We start from the raw sequence: 19730 nt of genomic DNA on the forward strand, positions 1-19730 counted from the left end.
GCCATGAGCACCGCGATGAGCACCGCGGACGTCTCGCGCGGCTTCCACGGCCGCACCGAGGCCACCGTCTGGGAGACCGGCCTCATGGTCGGCACCGGGTCGACCGGAGCGGCCCTGTACGAGGGCGGCGAGCGCGACGGCGGCGCGGTCGTCTCCCTCTCGCATGAGCGCCTCCGCCTGCCGGTCGACCCGCTGATCGGTCCGCCGCTGCTCGCCCCGCTGCTGCCCGGCCTCCGCGCACTGCTGGCGCAGCCGCCCGTGAGCGACGCCGATGCCGAGCGGATCGAGCAGTGGCACCTGCGCGCGTGGGCCGAGGAGGGCCACGACGGCGGCCTCCTCGACGCCGACCCGCTCGTGCCCGCCGGCGTCCTCCGGCTCGCGCTGGCCACAGACGTCCCCGCAGACGACCCCGCAGGCGTCCCCGAGCACTCCGCGGGCGTCCGCGAGCGCTCCGTCGACTACACCACCGGCACCGCCGCCCTCACCCTCCCGAGCGGCCTTACCGTCACGGTCCGCGCCGATCGCGCCGCCGACCGCCTCCTCGTCGCGGTGCGCGCCGACGCGCCCTTCTCGGGCCTGCTCCTGCTCGCCCCCGCCGACGAGCCCACCGAGCCCGACCTCGGCCCCGACGCCCCGCGCGACCACCGCGAGCACGCCCTCGTCCGCCCGGTCGACGGCGGCGAGACGCTCGCCCTCGAGACCGTCCCCCGCCACCCGCGCCCCACCGGCCTCCGCTCCGCCCTCGTCACCGCGCGCCTGCTCCGCGGCGACGAGTCCGTCGTCCTCGACCGCGGCGCACCCCGGCCCGCCTGGCGCGTCTCGGGCGCCCGCGAGCTCGAGCTGGAGCTGCGGGTCGCGGTGACCTCGGCCGAGCCCGTCCCCGCCGCTCCCCCGGTCCTGGCCCGCTTCGCCCGCGCGATGACCCCGCACGACCAGTTGGTCGACGCCTGCGCGTTCTCCCTCGGCGCCGCGACCCCGCGGAGCATCGAGGAGGTGCGCGCGGATCCCGGCTCGGCCGACGAGCTGATCGAGCGCGCCTTCGCCGCCGGCCGGCACGCGATCATCGCCGCGACCGGCGAGCTGCCCGCCAGCCTCCAGGGCGTCTGGGCCGGCTCCTGGGCGCCCGCCTGGTCCTCCGACTACACGCTGAACGGCAACGTCCAGAACGGCGGCATCGCCTCGCTCGGCACGACCGGCACCCCCGAGCTGCTGCGCTCCTTCTTCACCGCCGTCGCGGAGTTCGAGGACGACTACCGGCTGAACGCCGAGCGGATCCTCGGCGCCCCCGGCTTCCTGCTGCCCACCCGCATCTCCGGCCACGGCCGCGCCAACCACTTCACCGCCGAGTATCCGCTGCAGTACTGGCTGGGCGGCGGCGGCTGGATCCTCCGCATCGCCTGGGACCACTGGTCGAGCACCGGCGACGAGGAGTTCCTGCGCGACTGGGCCCGGCCCTTCGCCCGCGAGGTCGTCGCCTGCTACCGGCACGCGCTGGTGATCGACGAGGACGGCACCGCGCACGTCTCGCCCGGCTACTCGCCCGAGAACCACCCGGGCGATCAGGGCACCCCGATCGCGCGGGACGCGACCTCCGAGCTCGCGATGATCCGCGACGCCCTGCTCATCGCCGCGCGGATCGAGCGGCTGCTCGGTCCCGAGGACGACAGGCTCGCCCGCGAGTGCGCGGACCTCGCGGCGCGACTCCCGCCCTACCGCGTCGCTCCCGACGGGCAGCTCGCCGAGTGGCGCGACCCGGCCCTCACCGACCGGCCGGAGCACCGCCATGCCTCGCACCTCTACCCCTGGTGGTATGAGGGCGATCCGGCCGCCGCCGATCCCGCGCTCGGCGCCGCGGCGCTCGAGTCCGTCCGCGCGCGGCTCCGCTGGCGCGCCGAGGACCCGACCGCCCCGCCCGGCCGGATGGAGATGGCCTTCGGACTCGTCCAGGCCGGTGTCGCGGCCGCCACCCTCGGCGACGCGGAAGCGGCACTGCAGTGCGTCGACTGGCTCGCCCGCCTGCACTGGCGCCCGAACATGATGCCGACCCACGACGCGGACGCGATCCTCAACGTCGACGCCGCGGGCGGGCTGCCGGCCCTCGTCGCGCAGATGCTCGCCCGCTCGGACGGCACGGCGCTGCACCTGCTGCCCGCACTGCCCGCGCGCTGGACGATCGGGCGGATCAGCGGCCTGCACCTGCGCGGCGCGCTCCGGATCGAGTCGCTCGCCTGGACCGCGGAGACGATCGAATGCGTGCTCCGCAGTCCCGCGGAGGCGGCAGCCGCGCGACTGTCCGAGCGCGTCGAGGTGTGCCTGCCGAGCGACGTCGAGCTGCAGGAGCCGGCGGCCGGAGCGCTCCAGGTCGGCCCGCGGAGGCTCTCGGTCGACCTCCGCGACGGCGCCCCGCTCCGGCTGGTGCTCCGGCGGCTCTAGCCCGCGACCGCCACCGGCTCGCCCGCGGCCCAGACCGCGCGCACCTCGAGCGCGTCGTCGAGCAGCACCACGTCGGCGGCCCGGCCGACCGCGAGCGACCCGAACCGGTCCTCTGCGCCGAGCACCCGGGTCGGCGTCGCGGTGACCGCGCCCACCGCCGCCTCGAGGGTCAGCCCGGCCGCCCCGACCGCCCGGCGGAGCGCCGCGTCGAGCGTCAGAGTCGAGCCCGCGAGCGTCGAGGTCCCCTCCAGGCGGGCCACCCCGCCCCGCACGTCCACCCGAAGTCGGCCGATCCGGTGCGCCCCGTCCGCCGCTCCCGCCGCCGCCATCGCATCGGTCACCAGCGCGATCCGTCCGGGCGCCGACGCGAACGCGATCCGCGCGACGTCCCCGTCCACGTGCTCGCCGTCCAGGATCAGCTCCAGCACCACCCGCTCGTCGGCCAGCGCCACCGGGATCGGCCCCGGCGCGCGGTGGCCGATGCCCGGCATGGCGTTGAACGCGTGCGTGACCAGCCGCGCCCCGCGCTCGATCGCCGCGCGGGTCGTCGCCGCGTCGGCCTCGGTGTGCCCGACGGCGACCACCACGCCCGCACCGGCCAACCGCTCGATCGCCGCGAGGGCGCCCGGCAGTTCCGGAGCGATCGTGATCTGCCCCAGGTGCCCGCGCGCCGCGTCCAGGAGCCGCTCGACGGCCTCGGGCGTCGGATCGATCAGGGCGCCGGGGTCGTGCGCCCCGCAGCGCGACGGCGCGAGGAACGGCCCCTCCAGGTGCGCGCCGAGCACGAGCGGATCCTCCCGGGCCAGCGCGGCGACCGCGTCGAGCGACGCCTCGAGCTCGGGCAGCGGAGCCGAGACCAGGCTCACCAGCGAGCGGGTCGTCCCGTGCGCGCGGTGCAGCGCCAGCCCCGCCCGCATCCCGTCGACGCCCTCGTCGAAGCTGCGCCCCGCCCCGCCGTGCACGTGCAGATCGACGAACCCCGGAACCGCGACCATCCCGCCGGCGTCGTGCACCCGAGCCCCCTCGGCCGCCCGCTGCCACCCGCCCCCGGTGCCGACCTCCGCGATCACCCCGTCGACGGCGAGCAGCCAGAACTCCCCGCCCGCCCCGACCGTCCGCGCCCCGCGCAGCACGACCCGCCCGCCTCGCTCCATCACCCTCTCCTCACTCCGCTCCCTGCCGGTCGAGCAGCCGCCCAGCGGCGTACACCATGCTGGTCGAGTAGCCGCGCACCGGCGTAAACCATGCTGGTCGAGTAGCCGCGAAGCGGCGTATCGAGACCCACGCACCCCATGCTGGTCGAGTAGCCGCGAAGCGGCGTATCGAGACCCACCCGAAGACACGCCGCCCGCCCCGGTCACCCCGCAGCCCCGCGCCCCCAGCACGCCTCGATCTCGCCCGCCCCCAGCACCCGGTCCGCCAGCAGCACCTGCCAGCTCCACGTCGCCTCCGCGCCGGCCGCCAGCGTCCACGTCTCGCCGAAGAACGGCGCCGCGCACAGCATCGGCGTCCCGCTCGACCGCACGAACCACGTCGACGGATCGACCGGGTTCCCGTCGTCCGCCCGCATCGCGACCGTGGCACCGGCGTCCGAGAGCGCGAGCCAGCGCGACTCACTCCCCATCGGCTCCGCCACCGCGCCCTCGGGCCCCGTCACCGCGCTGCCGTCGAACGACGGATCCAGCCGGAGGAACAGCCCGCCGTAGCCCGCGTCGGGGCGCCCGGCCGTGGTCGGCGAGCCGAACACCAGCCGCTCCCCGAGCGCCCGCCACCGGCTCTCGATCCGCAGCACCGTCGCACCCTCCTGCGTCCGGACGCTCGTCCGCCGCCGCTCGTCGAGGAACCGCCGCCCCCGCGCGTCGAACCACCCCAGCGCGAGATCACCCGGATCGGAGCCCTCCGGCCGCTGCGAGCCGTTGTTGTCCACCTGCCGGTATCCGGTGCCGGTCAACCAGGTCGGCCCGCCCCAGAGGTTCGTGTCGAGCTCGTCGTCGCCGATCGTGATGTTCGACACCGCGATCGAGAGCCCGAGATGCCAGTCGTGGTCGTCCGGTCGCACGTCGCTGACGACGCGGCCCTGCGGCGTCCGCAGCGGGTGCAGGTACGGCCGCGGCGAGTCGCGCGGCGGCGTGTCCGGATCGGTCAGGACGAGGCGCCCGACCCCGTCCGGAAGTTCGGCGGAGGTCGGCGTTTCCTGGTCCATCCCGCCGACGGTACACGCTTTCCCGGGCTACAGTGCGACGATGCCCCGCACGGAATCCCGCCCCCGATGACCGCCGTCCGCCTCGTCTCGATCGGCGACTCCTTCAGCGAGGGCGTGGGCGACGAGCTCCCCGACGGCACCGCCCGCGGCTGGGCCGATCTCACCGCCCAGGGCTGGGCCGACGCGCTCGGCGAGCCGATCGAGTACGCCAACCTCGCCATCCGCGGCCGCCTGATCGACCCGATCGTCGACCAGCAGCTCGAGCCCGCCCTCGCCCTGCGGCCGACCCACCTGTCCTTCAACGGCGGCGGCAACGACATGCTCCGTCCGCGCGCCGACATCGAGCGCATCGCCGACCGCTACCTCGAGGTCCTGGCGCGCTGCGACGCCGAGGGAGTGACGCTGATCGCCCTCTCCGCCCCGGACCCGTCGTCGCGCCTCCCGCTCGGCCACCTGATCAAGCGCCGCGGCGACGCGCTCACCTCGGCCGTCCTCCGCCGCACGCGGCAGCGCGACGACATCGTCGTCGCCGACAACTGGACCGACCCGGCCTTCGCCGATCCGTCGCTCTGGTCCGAGGACCGGCTGCACCTCGGCCCGCGCGGTCACCACCGCGTCAGCGCCCGCGTGCTCGGCGCCCTCGGGCTCCCGGTGCCGCCCGCCGCCGAGGAGGCGCCCGACCGGCCCGCCGCCGCCAGCGTGGGCTCGGCGCAGTACTACCGCACCCACGTCGCGCCGTGGCTGCGCCGCCGGCTCACGGGCACCTCCTCCGGCGACGGTCGCACGGCGAAGCACCCCGAGCTCGTCACGATCGCCCCGAGCGCCTAGCGCCGGGAACCGCGCCAGGGCCCGAGCCCCGCACCCTCCGGCTCAGCGCCAGCCGTACCGCGCCGAGACGACCCGCGCGACCGCGTCGAACCGCGCGCGCTCGAGCGCCGCGCCCTCGCGCCGCATCCCGGCGGGGTGCACGCGGAAGACGCGCTCAGGGTCCGCGAAGCTCGGCCGGCCCTCCGGGTCCCACGGCCCCGCGCCGACCGCGAGGTAGCCGTCGTGCTCCTTCGAGCTCAGCCGGATCGCGAGCGCGGTGCCGGCCTTCTCGACCGCGAGGACGAGGACGGGCCGGTCCTTGCCGCGGCCGTCGTCCTCCTCGTAGGGGACCCAGGTCCAGACGACCTCGCCCGGGTCGGGATCGCCGTCCGGCGTCGGCGCGTAGCCGAGGTGCACGCCGCGCAGCCGGGTCGGGTCGACCTCGGAGGTCCGGCCGATCCCGGTGGCGCCCGGCGTCGGCGCCGTGGTGCTCAGGTACGGCCGTTGCGCGGGGGCGCCGGCGTCGGCGCGGGGTGCGCTCGCACGGCCGAGCAGTCGGAGGAGCAGGGACACGACGGAGCGTGAGGAGGCCACCTGGGAACCCTAGCCCGGAAACGGGGAAGAGCCGGCTCCGAGGAGCCGGCTCTTCCAGGTGTCGCGTCGAGGGGACTAGTCCGCGAGGACGTAGCCCGCCTCGCCGTGGATGGCGGTGTCGATGCCCGCGACCTCGTCCTCGTTCTTCACGCGGAACCCGATCGTCTTCTGGATGACCCAGCCGATCGCGTAGGTGAGGACGAAGGAGTAGACGAGGACGGTGAAGGCCGCGAGGGCCTGCTTGCCGAGCTGGCTGGCGTCGCCGGTGAGGAAGAGGCCCACGTCGGTGCCGAAGAAGCCGATGTAGAGCGTTCCGATCAGACCGCCGACCAGGTGCACGCCGACCACGTCGAGCGAGTCGTCGTAGCCGAGCTTGTACTTGAGGTCGATCGCCAGGGCGCAGACCGCACCGGTGATGAGGCCGAGCACGATCGCCCAGAAGGGCGACAGGACGGCGCAGGCGGGGGTGATCGCGACGAGACCCGCGACGGCACCGGAGGCGGCGCCGATCGAGGTGGGCTTGCCGTCCTTGATCTTCTCGATGATCAGCCAGCCGATGATGGCGGCGGCGGGAGCGGCGATGGTGTTGAGGAAGGCGATCGCGGCGATGCCGTCGGCGGCCAGCTCGGAGCCGGCGTTGAAGCCGAACCAGCCGAACCAGAGGAGCCCGGCGCCGAGGAGGACGAACGGCGGGTTGTGCGGCTGGTGCGCGCCCTTGGTGAAGTTCACGCGCTTGCCGAGGACCAGGGCGAGGGCGAGGGCCGCCGCACCGGCGTTGATGTGCACCGCGGTGCCGCCGGCGAAGTCGATCGCACCCACGTTGTAGGCGATCCAGCCGCCGTCCGAGGTGGCGCCGGTCTCCGGGTCGAGGGCGAAGTTGAAGACCCACGAGGCGACCGGGAAGTAGACGATGGTCGCCCAGACGCCGGCGAAGACCATCCACGCGCCGAACTTGGCGCGGTCGGCGATCGCACCCGAGATCAGGGCGACGGTGATGATCGCGAAGGTGGCCTGGAAGGCCGCGAAGGCGAGCGTCGGGTAGGCCGTCTCGATGTCACCGCGGGCCTCGGCGTAGGCACCGGCGAGGCCGAGCTGGCTGAGGTCGATGCCGAGGACGCCGTCGATGCCGACGAAGTCGCCCACACCGGCGTTGGAGAAGGTGATCGCGTAGCCGTAGAGGACCCACAGCACGCCGATCAGGCCCATCGCGCCGAAGCTCAGCATCATCATGCTGATGACGCTCTTCGCTCGGACCAGACCGCCGTAGAAGAACGCGAGCCCGGGGGTCATGAGCAGGACCAGCGCCGCCGCCAGGAGCAGGAACGCGGTATTGCCTTGATCCATTGTTGAACCTCTCGTGAGTAAGCAGAGTCGTGCAGGAGTCGTGAGTGAGGGCAGTGCAGTGCCCGATGCGGGCCGGCAGTCGCTGCACGACCCCGAAGACACGGCGTCACGGAGGACGCGGGGTGTCGGGTCACCTCGGGTAGCCGACAGTCTGGCCGCGCGACGTTACGGCCCGTGCGGCACGAGGTTTCGCGGATGTTACGAGCGGTGCCCCCGTGTGAACACTGCGTTACAGCACGCCGCAGATCCCCCGCGCAGCCGCCGAGCAGATGCCGCGGGGACCCGGCGCCGCGCGCCGATCAGTCGTCAGGCGAAGGCCCGCATCGAGGTCAGCGCGATCAGGCGCGACATCGAGCGGAGGTACTTCTTGCGGTAGCCGCCGCTGAGCATGTCGCCGCCGAAGACCTCGTCGAGCGCGACGCCGGAGGCGAGCACCGGGATCTGCGCGTCGTAGACGCGGTCGATGAAGGCGACGAGGCGCAGCGCGTCGGTCTGGTCGGTGAGCGCCGTGACGTCGCGGAGGACGATCGCGTCGACCCCGTCGATCACCTTGATGTAGCGCGAGGGGTGCACGGTGCCCAGGTGGTCGACCGCGGCGCGGAACGAGTCGTCGGTCACGACCGCGCCCGCGGGCGCCCCCGCGACGAGCTCGTCGATCTCCGCGTCCGAGCGGGTCACCGCGTGGCCCTCGATGTCGCGGCGGCGGTAGTCGGTGCCGTCGATCCGCATCGTCTGGAAGTGCTCCGCCATCGCGTGGATCTCGCGGAGGAAGTCCGCGGCGGCGAACCGGCCCTCGCCGAGCGCGTTCGGCGGTGTGTTCGAGGTGGCCGCGATGCGGGTGCCGGAGGCGACCAGCTCGCCCAGCAGCCGGGTCATCAGCATCGTGTCGCCCGGGTCGTCCAGCTCGAACTCGTCGATGCAGAGCAGCGCCGAGCCCTTGAGCAGCGAGACGGTGGCCGCGTAGCCGAGCGCCCCGACCAGGGCGGTGTACTCGATGAAGGTGCCGAAGTAGGTGCGGCCGGGCACCGCGTGCCAGATCGCTGCGAGCAGGTGGGTCTTGCCGACGCCGAAGCCGCCGTCGAGGTAGACGCCCGGCTTCACCGCGGGCGCCTTCTTCCGGCCGAAGCCGAGGAAGCCGCCGCCGCCGCCCTTCGAGCCGCCGCCGGCCGCGAACGCGCGCAGCGCCTCGACGGCCTCCGCCTGCGAGGGGTACTCCGGGTCGGGCCGGTAGCTCTCGAAGGTCGCGCCCTCGAACTGCCGCGGCGGGACCAGGGTCGAGGCGATCTCGTGGCCGCTGATCTGCGGCGAGCGCGCGGTCAGACTGCTCGTCGCAGTGACGTCGTCGGGGGTCACGCGCTCACGCATCCTTCGTCGGGGGGATCGTCGGGGGAAGGGGAAGTACCGGGTCGACCTCGGCCTGACGCCGGGCCGGACCCGGCGGAGGACTGTGTCGAACTCTTACGGGGCCGTCCGTGCACCCGCGCACGAGGGCGCGTACTGTCGCTGAGGGCGGTTCTCAGCGTAGCCCGCCCGCACCGCCGCCCATTCGAGAACCACGCCTGCGCCCCGCGCACCACCCTGGAGGTCCCTCTTGCCCGTTGAACTCGATCCGTCGCCGAAGTTCGCCACCTACGCGCACCCCGAACGACTCGTCAGCGGCGAGTGGCTCGAGCAGCGCCTCGGCACGCCGGGCCTCGTGGTCGTCGAGTCCGACGAGGACGTCCTGCTCTACGAGACGGGCCACATCCCCGGCTCGGTCAAGATCGACTGGCACACCGACCTCAACGACCCGGTGCAGCGCGACTACATCGACGGCGCCGCGTTCGCCGCGCTCGTCGGCGGCAAGGGCATCGCCCGCGACAGCACCGTCGTCATCTACGGCGACAAGAACAACTGGTGGGCCGCCTACGCCCTCTGGGTCTTCACCCTCTTCGGTCACGAGGACGTCCGCCTGCTCGACGGCGGCCGCGACAAGTGGATCGCCGACGGCCGCCCCGTCACCACCGACGCCTCGACCCCCGAGGCCGTGGAGTACCCGACGGTCGAGCGCCGCGACGGCGACATCCGCGCCTTCAAGGAGGACGTGCTCGCCCACTTCGGCAACCCGCTGATCGACGTCCGCTCCCCCGAGGAGTTCTCCGGCGCCCGCACCACCGCACCGGCCTACCCGGAGGAGGGCGCCCTGCGCGCCGGCCACATCCCCAGCGCGCAGAACGTGCCGTGGGGCAAGGCCGCGGCGGAGGACGGCACGTTCCGCCCGCTCGACGAGCTGAACGGCATCTACCGCGACGGCGCCGGCCTGGCCGACGGCGACACCGTGATCGCCTACTGCCGCATCGGCGAGCGCTCCTCGCACACCTGGTTCGTGCTGACCCACCTCCTCGGCTTCGAGGGCGTCAAGAACTACGACGGCTCCTGGACCGAGTGGGGCAGCGCCGTCCGCGTCCCGATCGTGCAGGGCTCGGAGCCCGGCGAGGCCCCCGCGCCCCGCTGATCCCGCGCCCCGCTGATCCGGTCGAGGGGGCCCCGTGCGCAATCGCGCCGGGGCCCTCTCGCCTGTGCGCTCCCCCTCGGTCCCCCGCCCCCGAGCCCCGCCACTCCCACGTAGGGAAGAATGGACGCGATGAGCACCGACACTCCCGCCACCGACCAGCTCGGCCCCGCGCTCCGCGAGATCCGCGAGGAGTTCCTCGCCCTCGAGAAGCCGGAGCGGCTCCAGCTCCTCCTCGAGTTCTCGAACGAGCTGCCGGAGCTGCCCGAGCGCTACCGCGACCACCCCGACCTGTTCGAGCGCGTCGAGGAGTGCCAGTCGCCGGTGTTCATCGTCGTCGAGTTCGACGGCGACGTGATCCACCTGCACGCGACGGCTCCGCGGGAGTCGCCGACCACCCGCGGCTTCGCCTCGATCCTCGCCCAGGGCCTCGACGGCCTCACCCCCGAGCAGGTGCTCGCCGTGCCCGACGACTTCCCGCAGACCATCGGCCTGTCCGAGGCCGTCTCGCCGCTCCGGCTGCGCGGGATGAGCGCTCTCCTCGGCCGCACCAAGCGCCAGATCCGCACCCACCTCGCCGCCTGATCCCGGCTCCCCGCCTCCCGTGATCCTGCAGCCGCTCGTCCCCGCCGGCCCGGCGATCCGCCTCGGCGACGACAGCGCCCGGGCCGCGATCGAGGCCGCCTACCGCCCCGGCGAGGGCGTGCGCGTCCGCCTCAACATGATCGCGAGCGTCAACGGCTCGAGCATCGGCTCCGACGGCACGAGCGAGACGCTGACCAACCGCGTCGACCGGACGATCCTCGGCGTCATCCGCGCGCAGGCCGACGTCGTGCTCGTCGGCGCCGCGAGCGTCCGCGCCGAGGGCTACCGGGTCCCCAAGCGCGCACCGCTGGCGATCGTCTCCTCCTCCGGCGATCTGGCCGGCCACCGGCTCGAGGTGCAGGACGGCGCCCGCGTGCTCCTGCTGCTCCCCGAGGGGCGCGAGGTCCCGTCCGTCCTGCCCGGCGGCGTCGAGATCGTCCCGGTGCCGGCGACGGAGGGGCGGATGAGCGTCGACGCGATCCTCGCCGCCCTGCGCGCCCTGGGCCTCGAGCGGGTCGTCTGCGAGGGCGGCGCGTCGCTGTCGGGCCAGTTCCTCGCCTCTGGCCGGGTCGACGAGCTCTGCCTCACCACCGCGCCGCGCGTCGTCCTCCCCGGCCTCCCGGTGGCGTCGACCGATGCCCGGATCGACGACGGCTACGCCCTGACGGCCCTCGCCGCGGACGACGCGGGCTTCACCTACGCGCGCTGGAGCCGGACCGGCTGAGCGCCCGCTCGGCCAGCCAGCGCTCGACCGACGCCTCCCAGAGCACCGGATCGTCGTTCCACAGCCGCGTGTGCCCCGCCCCGTGGAAGAGCACGAGCTCGACCAGGTCGCCACGCGCCGCCGCCAGGGCCTCGGACGGACCGCTCGGCACGAAGTCGTCGTCGACGCTGTGCAGCAGCAGGACCGGGGCGGTCAGCTCCGCGGCCCGCTCGACCAGGTCCATCGACGCCAGCGGGACGTGGCTGCTCTGCCCGGTCAGCGCGGCGGACCACGGCCGCTGCATCACCGTCAGGGCGAGCGCGGCGATCGGCGCCGGGATCCGGTTCAGGCGAGCCTGCTTGCGCAGGGTCACCCGCCAGTCGATCACCGGGGAGTCGAGCACGAGCCCCGCGATCATGTCGCGCCGGCTCGAGCGCAGCGCCGTCTGCAGCACGATCGCACCACCCATCGACCAGCCCACCAGCACCACCCGCCGCGCGCCGCGCTGCTCGGCGAACCGGATCGCGGCGTCGATGTCGCGCCACTCCGTCTCGCCCAGCGCGTAGCGTCGGTCGGGGCTCGCCGGAGCGTCGCCGTCGTTGCGGTACGAGACGACCAGCGAGGTGAGACCGGCGCGGTGGAAGGCCGCGACGCCGCGCAGGGTCTCCTCCCGCGTCGTCGCCCGGCCGTGCACGTGGATCGCCCAGACCTGTGACGAGCCGACGTCCGACGCCTCGTCCCCTGCCGCCGGGAAGAGCCAGGCCGGAGCCGCGCCGAACTGCGTCGGCACCTCCTGGGCCGAGAAGGGCAGCCCGGTCTCGCGCGGCGAGAGCAGCAGCCAGCCGTTGAGCCGCCCGCGGGTGCCGGCCCGGAGCGTCCCGCGGTCGACTCGCCCGAGCTCCCGCACCACCCGGCCGCGCCCCGTGGCGAGCAGCCGGCCGATCCGCGCGTGCCCGCGCCCGTGGTCGAACCAGAGGCTGAAGCCGCCCCGGACGGCGGTATCGACGGAGGCCGCGAGCTCGATCTCGTGCACCTCGGGGCGGACGGCCAGCACCCGCACGTCCTGGGACCGCCGGGAGGGCGGAGTGACGACCCCGCGGAGGAAGGCCGTCCCCAGCGCGGCGCCGCCGAGGGCCGTCAGAGCCGCGAGCGCGGGGACCGCGAGGATCCCGGCGACCAGGAGACCGGTGCGCCCGCCGTCAACGGCGTGCCTCCGGGCTTCGAGCATGCGGGAACTCTAGTCTGCGAGCGTGCCCGAATTCCCAGCGCCGTCCCAGCTCCCGGAGGAGTTCCGCGCTGCGGTCGAGTCCCTGCGCCGTGCGACGACCCGCTCCGAGCTCACCGTCGCCGAGATCGCGACCCCGACCGGACTGGCTCCGTACGCCGTCGCCCTCTCCGGCGACGTGTCGCCGCGGGCCCACGGCCGCGACTCCGAGCTCGGCACCGGCCGCTTCATCCTGCTCTACGACCCCGAGGAGCCGGAGCAGTGGGGCGGCCCGTTCCGCGTCGTCTGCTTCGCGCAGGCGCCCCTCGAGATCGAGATCGGCACGGACCCGTTCCTCGCCGAGGTCGCCTGGTCCTGGCTGATCGACGCCCTCGAGGTCCGCGGCGCCTTCTACACCGCCGCCTCCGGCACCGCCACGAAGGTCCTCTCGACCGGATTCGGCGAGCTCGCCGCTCAGGGCGACGGCGCGCAGATCGAGATCCGGGCCTCCTGGAGCCCCGAGGATGCGGAGCTCGCTCCCCACGTGGAAGGCTGGGGCGAGCTGTTGTGCATGCTCGCGGGCCTCCCGCCCGTATCGGGCGACGGTGTGACCTCGCTCGCCTTCCGACGGAACAACCGTGACTGATTACCGTGTCCTCTCCACTCCCGACGAGTTCCTCGCCGCGGTCGACGCTCTCGCCGCCGGCGAGGGCCCTGTCGCCGTCGACGCCGAGCGCGCCTCCGGCTTCACCTACTCGCAGCGCGCGTACCTGATCCAGGTCTACCGCCGCGGCGCGGGCGCCTTCCTCTTCGACCCGCCCGCGATCGGCCGGATGGACGCCCTCCAGGCCGTGATCGGCCAGGAGGAGTGGATCCTGCACGCCGCCAGCCAGGACCTCGCCTGCCTCCGCGAGGTCGGCCTCGACCCCGAGCGCATCTTCGACACCGAGCTCGCGGCCCGCCTCCTCGGCCTGCCCAAGGTCGGCCTCGGCGCCGTCGTCGAGGACCTCCTCGGCATCCACCTCGCCAAGGAGCACTCGGCCGCCGACTGGTCGACCCGCCCCCTCCCGCAGAGCTGGCTCGTCTACGCCGCGAAGGACGTCGAGCTGCTCGTCGACCTCCGCGACCGGATGGAGGAGATGCTCATCGAGGCCCGGAAGACCCGGATCGCGCGCGAGGAGTTCCAGGCCACCCTGGAGCGGCAGCCCAAGCCGGTCCCGGCCGAGCCGTGGCGCCGCCTCTCCGGCATGCACGCCCTGCGCGGCCCGCGCGCCCTGGCCATCGCCCGCGAGCTCTGGCTCGCCCGCGACGCCTTCGCCCGCGAGCGCGACATCGCTCCCGGCCGCCTGATCCCCGACTCCTCCATCATCGCCGTCTCGCGCAACGTCCCCACCAGCCTCGGCCAGCTCTCCGGCCGGCGCGACTTCACCGGGCGCGCCAGCCGCGGCGAGGTCGAGCGCTGGTGGGCCGCCATCGAGCGCGGTCAGAGCACCGAGGACCTGCCGAGCCCGGTCCGCCCCGCCGCCGACACCCTGCCGCCGCCGCGCGCCTGGGGCGACCGCAACCCGGCCGCCGACGCCCGGCTGAAGGCCGCGCGGGCCGTCGTCGGCGAGATCGCCGAGCTGCTCTCGTTGCCCGTCGAGAACCTGCTCACTCCCGAGCTCGTCCGCCGCCTCGCCTGGAACCCGCCGGAGCCGATCGACCGCGACACCGTCGCCGCCGAGCTCGAGCGCGCCGGTGCGCGCTCCTGGCAGATCGACGCGACCGCCGGCTCGCTCGCCACCGCCTTTGTGGAAGCCGGGCAAGCACCGGCGCCGAGCACCGAAACCGCTTCGTAGGAACAAGCAAAGGATTCCGGCGCCCGACGCCGCCTTCCTACGATCGGAACGACGTCCGGTTCCGAGAGGACGTCCCGTTTTCAGGAGGCACTGTGGCCGAGAGATCCGAAGTCGTGTTCGTCGACGGAGTCCGTACTCCGTTCGGGCGGGCCGGTGAGAAGGGCATGTACTGGCAGACCCGGGCCGACGACCTCGTCGTCAAGGCCATGATCGGGCTGCTGGAGCGCAACACCGCCCTGCCCAAGGAGCGAGTGGACGAGGTCGCCATCGCCGCGACCACCCAGCAGGGCGACCAGGGCCTGACCCTCGGCCGCACGGCGGCGCTGCTCGCGGGCCTGCCGCGCTCGGTCCCCGGCTACGCGATCGACCGCATGTGCGCGGGGGCGATGACCTCGGTCACCACGACCGCGGGCGGCATCGCCTTCGGCGCCTACGACGTCGTCATCGCCGGCGGCGTCGAGCACATGGGCCGGCATCCGATGGGCTTCAACGCCGACCCCAACCCGCGCTTCCTCTCCGAGCGACTGGTCGGCGAGGAGGCCCTCAACATGGGCAAGACCGCGGAGAAGATCCACGACCGCTTCCCCCAGCTCACCAAGAGCCGCTCCGACCACTACGCCCTGCGCAGCCAGCAGAAGCTCGCCGAGGCGTACCGGAACGGGAACGTCCAGCCGGATCTCATCCCGGTCGCCACCCGCAGCGCCGCCGGCTGGGGCCTCGCCACCGCCGACGAGGCGCCGCGCCCCGAGACGACGCTCGAGGGCCTCGCGAACCTGCGCACCCCGTTCCGCCCGCACGGCCGGGTCACCGCCGGCAACTCCTCCGGGCTCAACGACGGCGCCGCCGTCTCGCTGCTCGCCAGCGCGGACGCGGCGAAGGAGCTCGGCCTCACCGAGAAGATGCGCCTCGTCAGCTTCGCCTTCGCCGGCGTCGAGCCGGAGATCATGGGCATCGGCCCGGTCCCCTCGACCGAGAAGGCGCTGAAGAAGGCGGGCCTGGGCATCGAGGACATCGGGCTCTTCGAGCTCAACGAGGCGTTCGCCGTGCAGGTGCTCTCCTTCCTCGACCACTTCGGCATCGACGACGACGACCCGCGGGTCAACGAGTACGGCGGGGCGATCGCGATCGGCCACCCGCTCGCCTCCTCCGGCGTCCGCCTGATGATCCAGCTCGCCCGGCAGTTCGAGGCGCACCCCGAGGTCCGCTACGGCCTGACCGCGATGTGCGTCGGTCTCGGCCAGGGCGGCTCGGTCATCTGGGAGAACCCGCACTTCGACGGCAAGCGCGCACGACGGAAGGGACGCTGACCCATGCTCGAAGGATTCGAGGACCTGGTGGAGCTCGCCGAGGGCGAGGTCGTCACCCACTCCTACGTCCGCGACGTCCCGCTCCCGAGCGGCCGCGTCCTGGCCCTGATCACGCTCGACAACGACCGCGATCACACGCGGCCGAGCACGTTCGGCCCGGCCGGGCTGTTCGAGCTGGCCGACGTGCTGCTCGCGCAGCAGGCTCGCGCGGCGGCCGGCGAGATCCAGGCGGTGGGAGTGACGGGCAAGCCGTTCATCCTGGCCGCCGGCGCCGACCTCAGCAAGGTCGGCACGATCCCGAGCCGCGAGGCCGCCCGCCAGCTGGCGCGCCTGGGCCACCGCACCCTCGGCCTGCTCTCCGAGCTCGGCGTCCCCTCGTTCGTGTTCATCAACGGGCTGGCGCTCGGCGGCGGCACCGAGATCGCGCTCAACGCCGACTACCGCACCGTCGACGCGTCGATCCCGGCCCTCGGGCTACCCGAGGTCTTCCTCGGCATCATCCCCGGCTGGGGCGGCGCGTGGCTGCTGCCGAACCTGATCGGCATCGAGAACGCCCTCAAGGTCGTCGTCGAGAACCCGCTGAAGAACAACCGCACCCTCAAGGGCCAGGACGTCGTCGACCTCGGCATCGCCGACGCGATCTTCCCGTCCGCGAGCTTCCTCGAGAACTCGCTGACCTGGGCCGACGGCGTGCTCGGCGGAACCGTCGAGGTGAAGCGGCCGAACGTGCCCGGCAAGATCGAGCGCCTGGTCAAGTGGGACGCCGCGATCGCGATCGCCCGCAAGCAGCTGGAGTCGAAGATCGGCACCGTGGCCGCCTCGCCGTACCGCGCGCTCGACCTGCTGAAGGCCGCCAAGAGCAGCACCCGCGAGGAGGGCTTCGCCGCCGAGGACGAGGCGCTGGCCGATCTCGTCTCGGGCGATCAGTTCCGAGCGAGCATCTACGCCTTCGACCTCGTGCAGAAGCGCGCGAAGCGCCCCGCCGGCGCCCCGGACAAGAGCCTCGCCAAGCCGGTCACCAAGGTCGGCGTCATCGGCGCCGGCCTGATGGCCACCCAGTTCGCGCTGCTCTTCGTCCGCCGACTCCAGGTCCCGGTCGTCATCACCGACCTCGACCAGGAGCGGGTCGACCGGGGCGTCGCGAGCATCGTCGGCGAGATCGACACCCTGCTCGCCAAGGGCCGGCTCTCGCAGGACGACGCCAACCGCCTCCGCGGTCTCGTCACCGGCACGACCGACCGCGCCGACTTCGCCGACGCCGACTGGGTCATCGAGGCCGTCTTCGAGGAGCTCTCGGTCAAGCAGGAGGTCTTCGCGGACATCGAGCGCTACGTCTCCCCCACCGCCGTCCTGGCGACGAACACCTCGTCGCTCTCCGTCGAGCGGATCGGCGAGCGGCTGCAGCACCCGGAGCGCCTGGTCGGCTTCCACTTCTTCAACCCGGTCGCGGTGATGCCGCTGATCGAGGTGGTGAACACCCCGCGGACCGACGACGAGACGCTCTCCACGGCGATGGTCACCGCGGCGAAGCTGAAGAAGAACGCGGTCATCACCCGCGACACCCCGGGCTTCGTGGTCAACCGCGTGCTGGCGAAGGTCCTCGGCGAGGCGATGCACGCGGTCGACACGGGCACGCCGTTCGAGGTCGTCGAGCGCTCGCTCGAGCCGTTCGGCCTGCCGATGACGCCGTTCGAGCTGCTCGAGCTCGTCGGTCTCAAGGTCGGCGCGCACGTCCTCGACACCCACCACGCCGCGTTCCCGGACCGCTTCTACGACAGCCCCAACCTGCACCGGCTGGCCGAGCTCGGGCACGTCTTCGAGCGCGACGCCAAGGGCCGCGTGAAGGGCGTCGACAAGCGCGCCGTCGCGATCGTCAAGGGCGGGTCGGACCCGATGACCGCCGAGCAGCTGCGGCTGCGCGTCGAGACCGGGCTCGCCGACGAGGTGAAGCGGATGCTGGACGACGACGTCGTGCACGCCGCGGAGGACATCGACCTCTGCCTGATCCTCGGCGCCGGCTACCCGTTCCAGATGGGCGGGCTGACGCCCTACCTCGACCGCGTCGGCGCGAGCGAGCGCGCGTTCGGCGGCACCTTCCACGACCCGGTGCTCCGCGGGGTCGAGTAGCCGCACACCGCAGAATGGCGCCCACCGAACCGGTGGGCGCCATTCTGCGTGCGGAGGCGGACCTCTCGGTCCTTCCGGGTCAGTCCGTGCGGGCGTCGTCCTGCACCGCGACCTCGTCGGGCAGCGGGCGCGCGACCGGGATCTTGCTGCCGAGAACCTGCGCGACCACGTCCCGGGCGATGTGCTGCGGCGTCAGGCCGACGTCCTCCAGGATCTCCTCGCGCTTGGCGTGGTCGAGGAACTGGTCCGGCAGACCGAGCTCGGTGACGGCGGTGTCGACGCCGGCCTCGCGGAGGTCCTGGCGGATCCGGGTGCCGATGCCGCCGACGCGGACGCCGTCCTCGATCGAGACGACGAGGCGGTGCTCGCGGGCGAGGTCGATGACGCTCCCCGGCACGGGCACGACCCAGCGCGGGTCGACGACGGTGGCGCCGATGCCCTGTGCCGCGAGGCGCCGGGCGACGTCGAGGCCCATCGCGGCCATCGGGCCGACGGTGACGAGCAGCACGTCCTGGCGCTCCGAGCGCAACAGGACGTCCACGCCGTCCTCGAGGCGCTCGACGGCGTCGATCTCGTCGCCGACGTTGCCCTTGGAGAACCGCACGACGGTCGGTGCGTCCCCGACGCCGACGGCCTCGCGCAGCTCCTCGCGCAGACGCACGGAGTCGCGCGGCGCGGCGAGGCGGATGTTCGGGACGACCTGGAGGATCGCGAGGTCCCACATGCCGTGGTGGCTCGGGCCGTCGGGGCCGGTGACGCCGGCGCGGTCGAGCACGAAGGTGACGCCGGCGCGGTGCAGCGCCACGTCCATCAGGATCTGGTCGAACGCGCGGTTGACGAAGGTCGCGTAGAGCGCGACGACCGGGTGCAGACCGCCGAAGGCGAGCCCCGCGGCGGAGGTCACGGCGTGCTGCTCGGCGATGCCGACGTCGTACACGCGCTCGGGGTACTTCTCCGCGAGGCGGTCGAGTCCGACCGGGCGCAGCATCGCGGCGGTGATGCCGACGATGGTCGGGTCCTCGTCGGCGAGGGTGACGATCTCCTCGGCGAAGACGGAGGTCCAGGAGCGGGCGCCGCTCGCGCTGAGCGGCTCGCCCGTCTCGGGGTCGATCTGGCCGACGGCGTGGAACTGGTCCGCGAGGTCCTGCACGGCGGGCTCGAAGCCCTTGCCCTTCTGCGTGATCGCGTGCACGATCACGGGCGTGCCGTAGTCCTTGGCCTGCTGGAGCGCCTCCTCCATCGCGACGAGGTCGTGTCCGTCGATCGGGCCGAGGTACTTGATGTCGAGGTTCGAGTACAGCGCCTCGTTGTTGATGAAGCGGCTGAGGAAGCCGTGCATGCCGCCGCGCACACCGCGGTAGACGGCCGCGGCGGGGCCGCCCAGGCGCTCGGAGACGGCGCGGGAGCCGTGGTGCAGCGTGCGGTAGCTCCGCCGGGTGCGGACGCCGTTGAGGAAGCGCGCCATGCCGCCGATGGTCGGGGCGTAGGAGCGGCCGTTGTCGTTGACGACGATGACGAGGCCGCGGGAGTTGTCGTCGCTGATGTTGTTCAGCGCCTCCCAGGTCATCCCGCCGGTGAGCGCGCCGTCGCCGACGACGGCGACCACGTGGCGGTCCTTCTGCCCGGTCATGGTGAAGGCCCGCGAGATGCCGTCCGCCCAGGACAGCGAGCTCGAGGCGTGCGAGCTCTCGACGATGTCGTGCGGCGACTCGGAGCGCTGCGGGTAGCCGGCCAGTCCGCCGCGCTGGCGGAGGCCGGAGAAGTCCTGGCGCCCCGTGAGCAGCTTGTGCACGTAGGACTGGTGACCGGTGTCGAAGATGATCGCGTCGTGCGGCGAGTCGAAGACGCGGTGGATCGCGATGGTCGTCTCGACGACGCCGAGGTTCGGACCGAGGTGGCCGCCGGTCTTGGACACCTCGCGCACGAGGAAGTCGCGGATCTCCAGCGCCAGCGTCTCGAGCTCGGTCCGGGTCAGGCGGTCGAGGTCGCGCGGTCCGGAGATGGTCTCGAGAACAGCCATTCGCGCCGCCTTCCGGGGGATGTCAGAGGGATGTGGACGTCTCCCGAGTCTACGCACGGGGTCCGGTGGAACAG

16 protein-coding genes are annotated in these 19730 nt (G+C 73.5%); 9 read left to right on the plus strand and 7 right to left on the minus strand.

The genetic code is table 11. The annotated features are described in order from the left end of the window. Positions 1 to 3: 3 nt before the first annotated feature. Positions 4 to 2433, plus strand: coding sequence for a glycoside hydrolase family 95-like protein (locus HQQ82_RS01770; protein ID WP_173231383.1), 2430 nt, complete (start codon positions 4 to 6; stop codon positions 2431 to 2433). Here the strand turns inward: HQQ82_RS01770 and HQQ82_RS01775 are convergent. Both HQQ82_RS01775 and HQQ82_RS01780 read right to left on the minus strand, forming a co-directional pair. Next, entirely contained in the window at positions 2430 to 3587 is a 1158-nt protein-coding gene (locus HQQ82_RS01775; RefSeq protein WP_173231384.1) for an N-acetylglucosamine-6-phosphate deacetylase, read from the minus strand. The genes HQQ82_RS01770 and HQQ82_RS01775 overlap by 4 nt on opposite strands. Positions 3588 to 3790: 203 nt before the next feature. Further along, entirely contained in the window at positions 3791 to 4636 is an 846-nt protein-coding gene (locus tag HQQ82_RS01780) for a DUF6807 family protein (protein WP_173231385.1), read from the minus strand. Between the two features lie 66 nt (positions 4637 to 4702). On the opposite strand from HQQ82_RS01780, the gene HQQ82_RS01785 reads away from it, so the two are divergent. Beyond that, positions 4703 to 5464 (plus strand): SGNH/GDSL hydrolase family protein, encoded by a 762-nt coding sequence (locus HQQ82_RS01785; RefSeq protein ID WP_173231386.1) that lies wholly within the window; start codon positions 4703 to 4705, stop codon positions 5462 to 5464. A 42-nt stretch (positions 5465 to 5506) separates the two neighbouring features. Here the strand turns inward: HQQ82_RS01785 and HQQ82_RS01790 are convergent, their stop codons facing one another. The 3 genes from HQQ82_RS01790 to zapE form a co-directional block, all read right to left on the minus strand. Next, the gene (locus HQQ82_RS01790; RefSeq protein ID WP_367947767.1) at positions 5507 to 6037 is read right to left on the minus strand and encodes a type II toxin-antitoxin system PemK/MazF family toxin; all 531 of its coding nucleotides are present in this window, start codon (positions 6035 to 6037) and stop codon (positions 5507 to 5509) included. 75 nt (positions 6038 to 6112) lie between these two features. After that, positions 6113 to 7381 (minus strand): ammonium transporter, encoded by a 1269-nt coding sequence (locus HQQ82_RS01795; RefSeq protein ID WP_173231387.1) that lies wholly within the window; start codon positions 7379 to 7381, stop codon positions 6113 to 6115. 306 nt (positions 7382 to 7687) lie between these two features. Continuing rightward, positions 7688 to 8734, minus strand: coding sequence for a cell division protein ZapE (gene zapE, locus HQQ82_RS01800; protein ID WP_367947768.1), 1047 nt, complete (start codon positions 8732 to 8734; stop codon positions 7688 to 7690). Positions 8735 to 8972: 238 nt separating this feature from the next. Here zapE and HQQ82_RS01805 point away from each other — a divergent pair, with 238 nt between their 5' ends. The 3 genes from HQQ82_RS01805 (at position 8973) to HQQ82_RS01815 (ending at position 11181) form a co-directional block, all read left to right on the plus strand. Continuing rightward, entirely contained in the window at positions 8973 to 9875 is a 903-nt protein-coding gene (locus HQQ82_RS01805) for a sulfurtransferase (protein ID WP_173231389.1), read from the plus strand. Positions 9876 to 10004: 129 nt separating this feature from the next. Then, entirely contained in the window at positions 10005 to 10457 is a 453-nt protein-coding gene (locus tag HQQ82_RS01810) for a SufE family protein (RefSeq protein WP_173231390.1), read from the plus strand. Between the two features lie 19 nt (positions 10458 to 10476). Beyond that, a complete protein-coding gene (locus HQQ82_RS01815; RefSeq protein WP_173231391.1) occupies positions 10477 to 11181 on the plus strand; it encodes a dihydrofolate reductase family protein in 705 nt (234 codons plus the stop codon). Here the strand turns inward: HQQ82_RS01815 and HQQ82_RS01820 are convergent. Further along, positions 11150 to 12388, minus strand: coding sequence for a S9 family peptidase (locus HQQ82_RS01820; protein ID WP_173231392.1), 1239 nt, complete (start codon positions 12386 to 12388; stop codon positions 11150 to 11152). The genes HQQ82_RS01815 and HQQ82_RS01820 overlap by 32 nt on opposite strands. Before the next feature lie 22 nt (positions 12389 to 12410). On the opposite strand from HQQ82_RS01820, the gene HQQ82_RS01825 reads away from it, so the two are divergent. The 4 genes from HQQ82_RS01825 to HQQ82_RS01840 all read left to right on the plus strand — a co-directional run bounded on the left by HQQ82_RS01825 (position 12411) and on the right by HQQ82_RS01840 (position 17636). Continuing rightward, entirely contained in the window at positions 12411 to 13010 is a 600-nt protein-coding gene (locus HQQ82_RS01825) for a DUF3000 domain-containing protein (RefSeq protein ID WP_173231393.1), read from the plus strand. Further along, positions 13003 to 14202: a ribonuclease D gene (locus HQQ82_RS01830; protein ID WP_173231394.1), complete on the plus strand. Its 1200-nt coding sequence runs from the start codon at positions 13003 to 13005 to the stop codon at positions 14200 to 14202. Before HQQ82_RS01825 ends, HQQ82_RS01830 begins: the two co-directional genes overlap by 8 nt. Positions 14203 to 14294: 92 nt before the next feature. After that, positions 14295 to 15509 carry a thiolase family protein gene (locus HQQ82_RS01835; RefSeq protein ID WP_173231395.1) on the plus strand — a complete coding sequence of 405 codons (1215 nt, stop codon included), beginning with the start codon at positions 14295 to 14297 and terminating at the stop codon, positions 15507 to 15509. Between the two features lie 3 nt (positions 15510 to 15512). Then, a complete protein-coding gene (locus tag HQQ82_RS01840) occupies positions 15513 to 17636 on the plus strand; it encodes a 3-hydroxyacyl-CoA dehydrogenase NAD-binding domain-containing protein (RefSeq protein ID WP_173231396.1) in 2124 nt (707 codons plus the stop codon). A 79-nt stretch (positions 17637 to 17715) separates the two neighbouring features. On the opposite strand, the gene dxs is transcribed toward HQQ82_RS01840, so the two are convergent. Next, positions 17716 to 19656 (minus strand): 1-deoxy-D-xylulose-5-phosphate synthase, encoded by a 1941-nt coding sequence (dxs, locus tag HQQ82_RS01845; protein ID WP_173231397.1) that lies wholly within the window; start codon positions 19654 to 19656, stop codon positions 17716 to 17718. Between the last annotated feature and the right edge of the window lie 74 nt (positions 19657 to 19730).

It is taken from the genome of Rathayibacter sp. VKM Ac-2856 (assembly GCF_013205055.1).
Lineage (GTDB): Bacteria > Actinomycetota > Actinomycetes > Actinomycetales > Microbacteriaceae > Rathayibacter.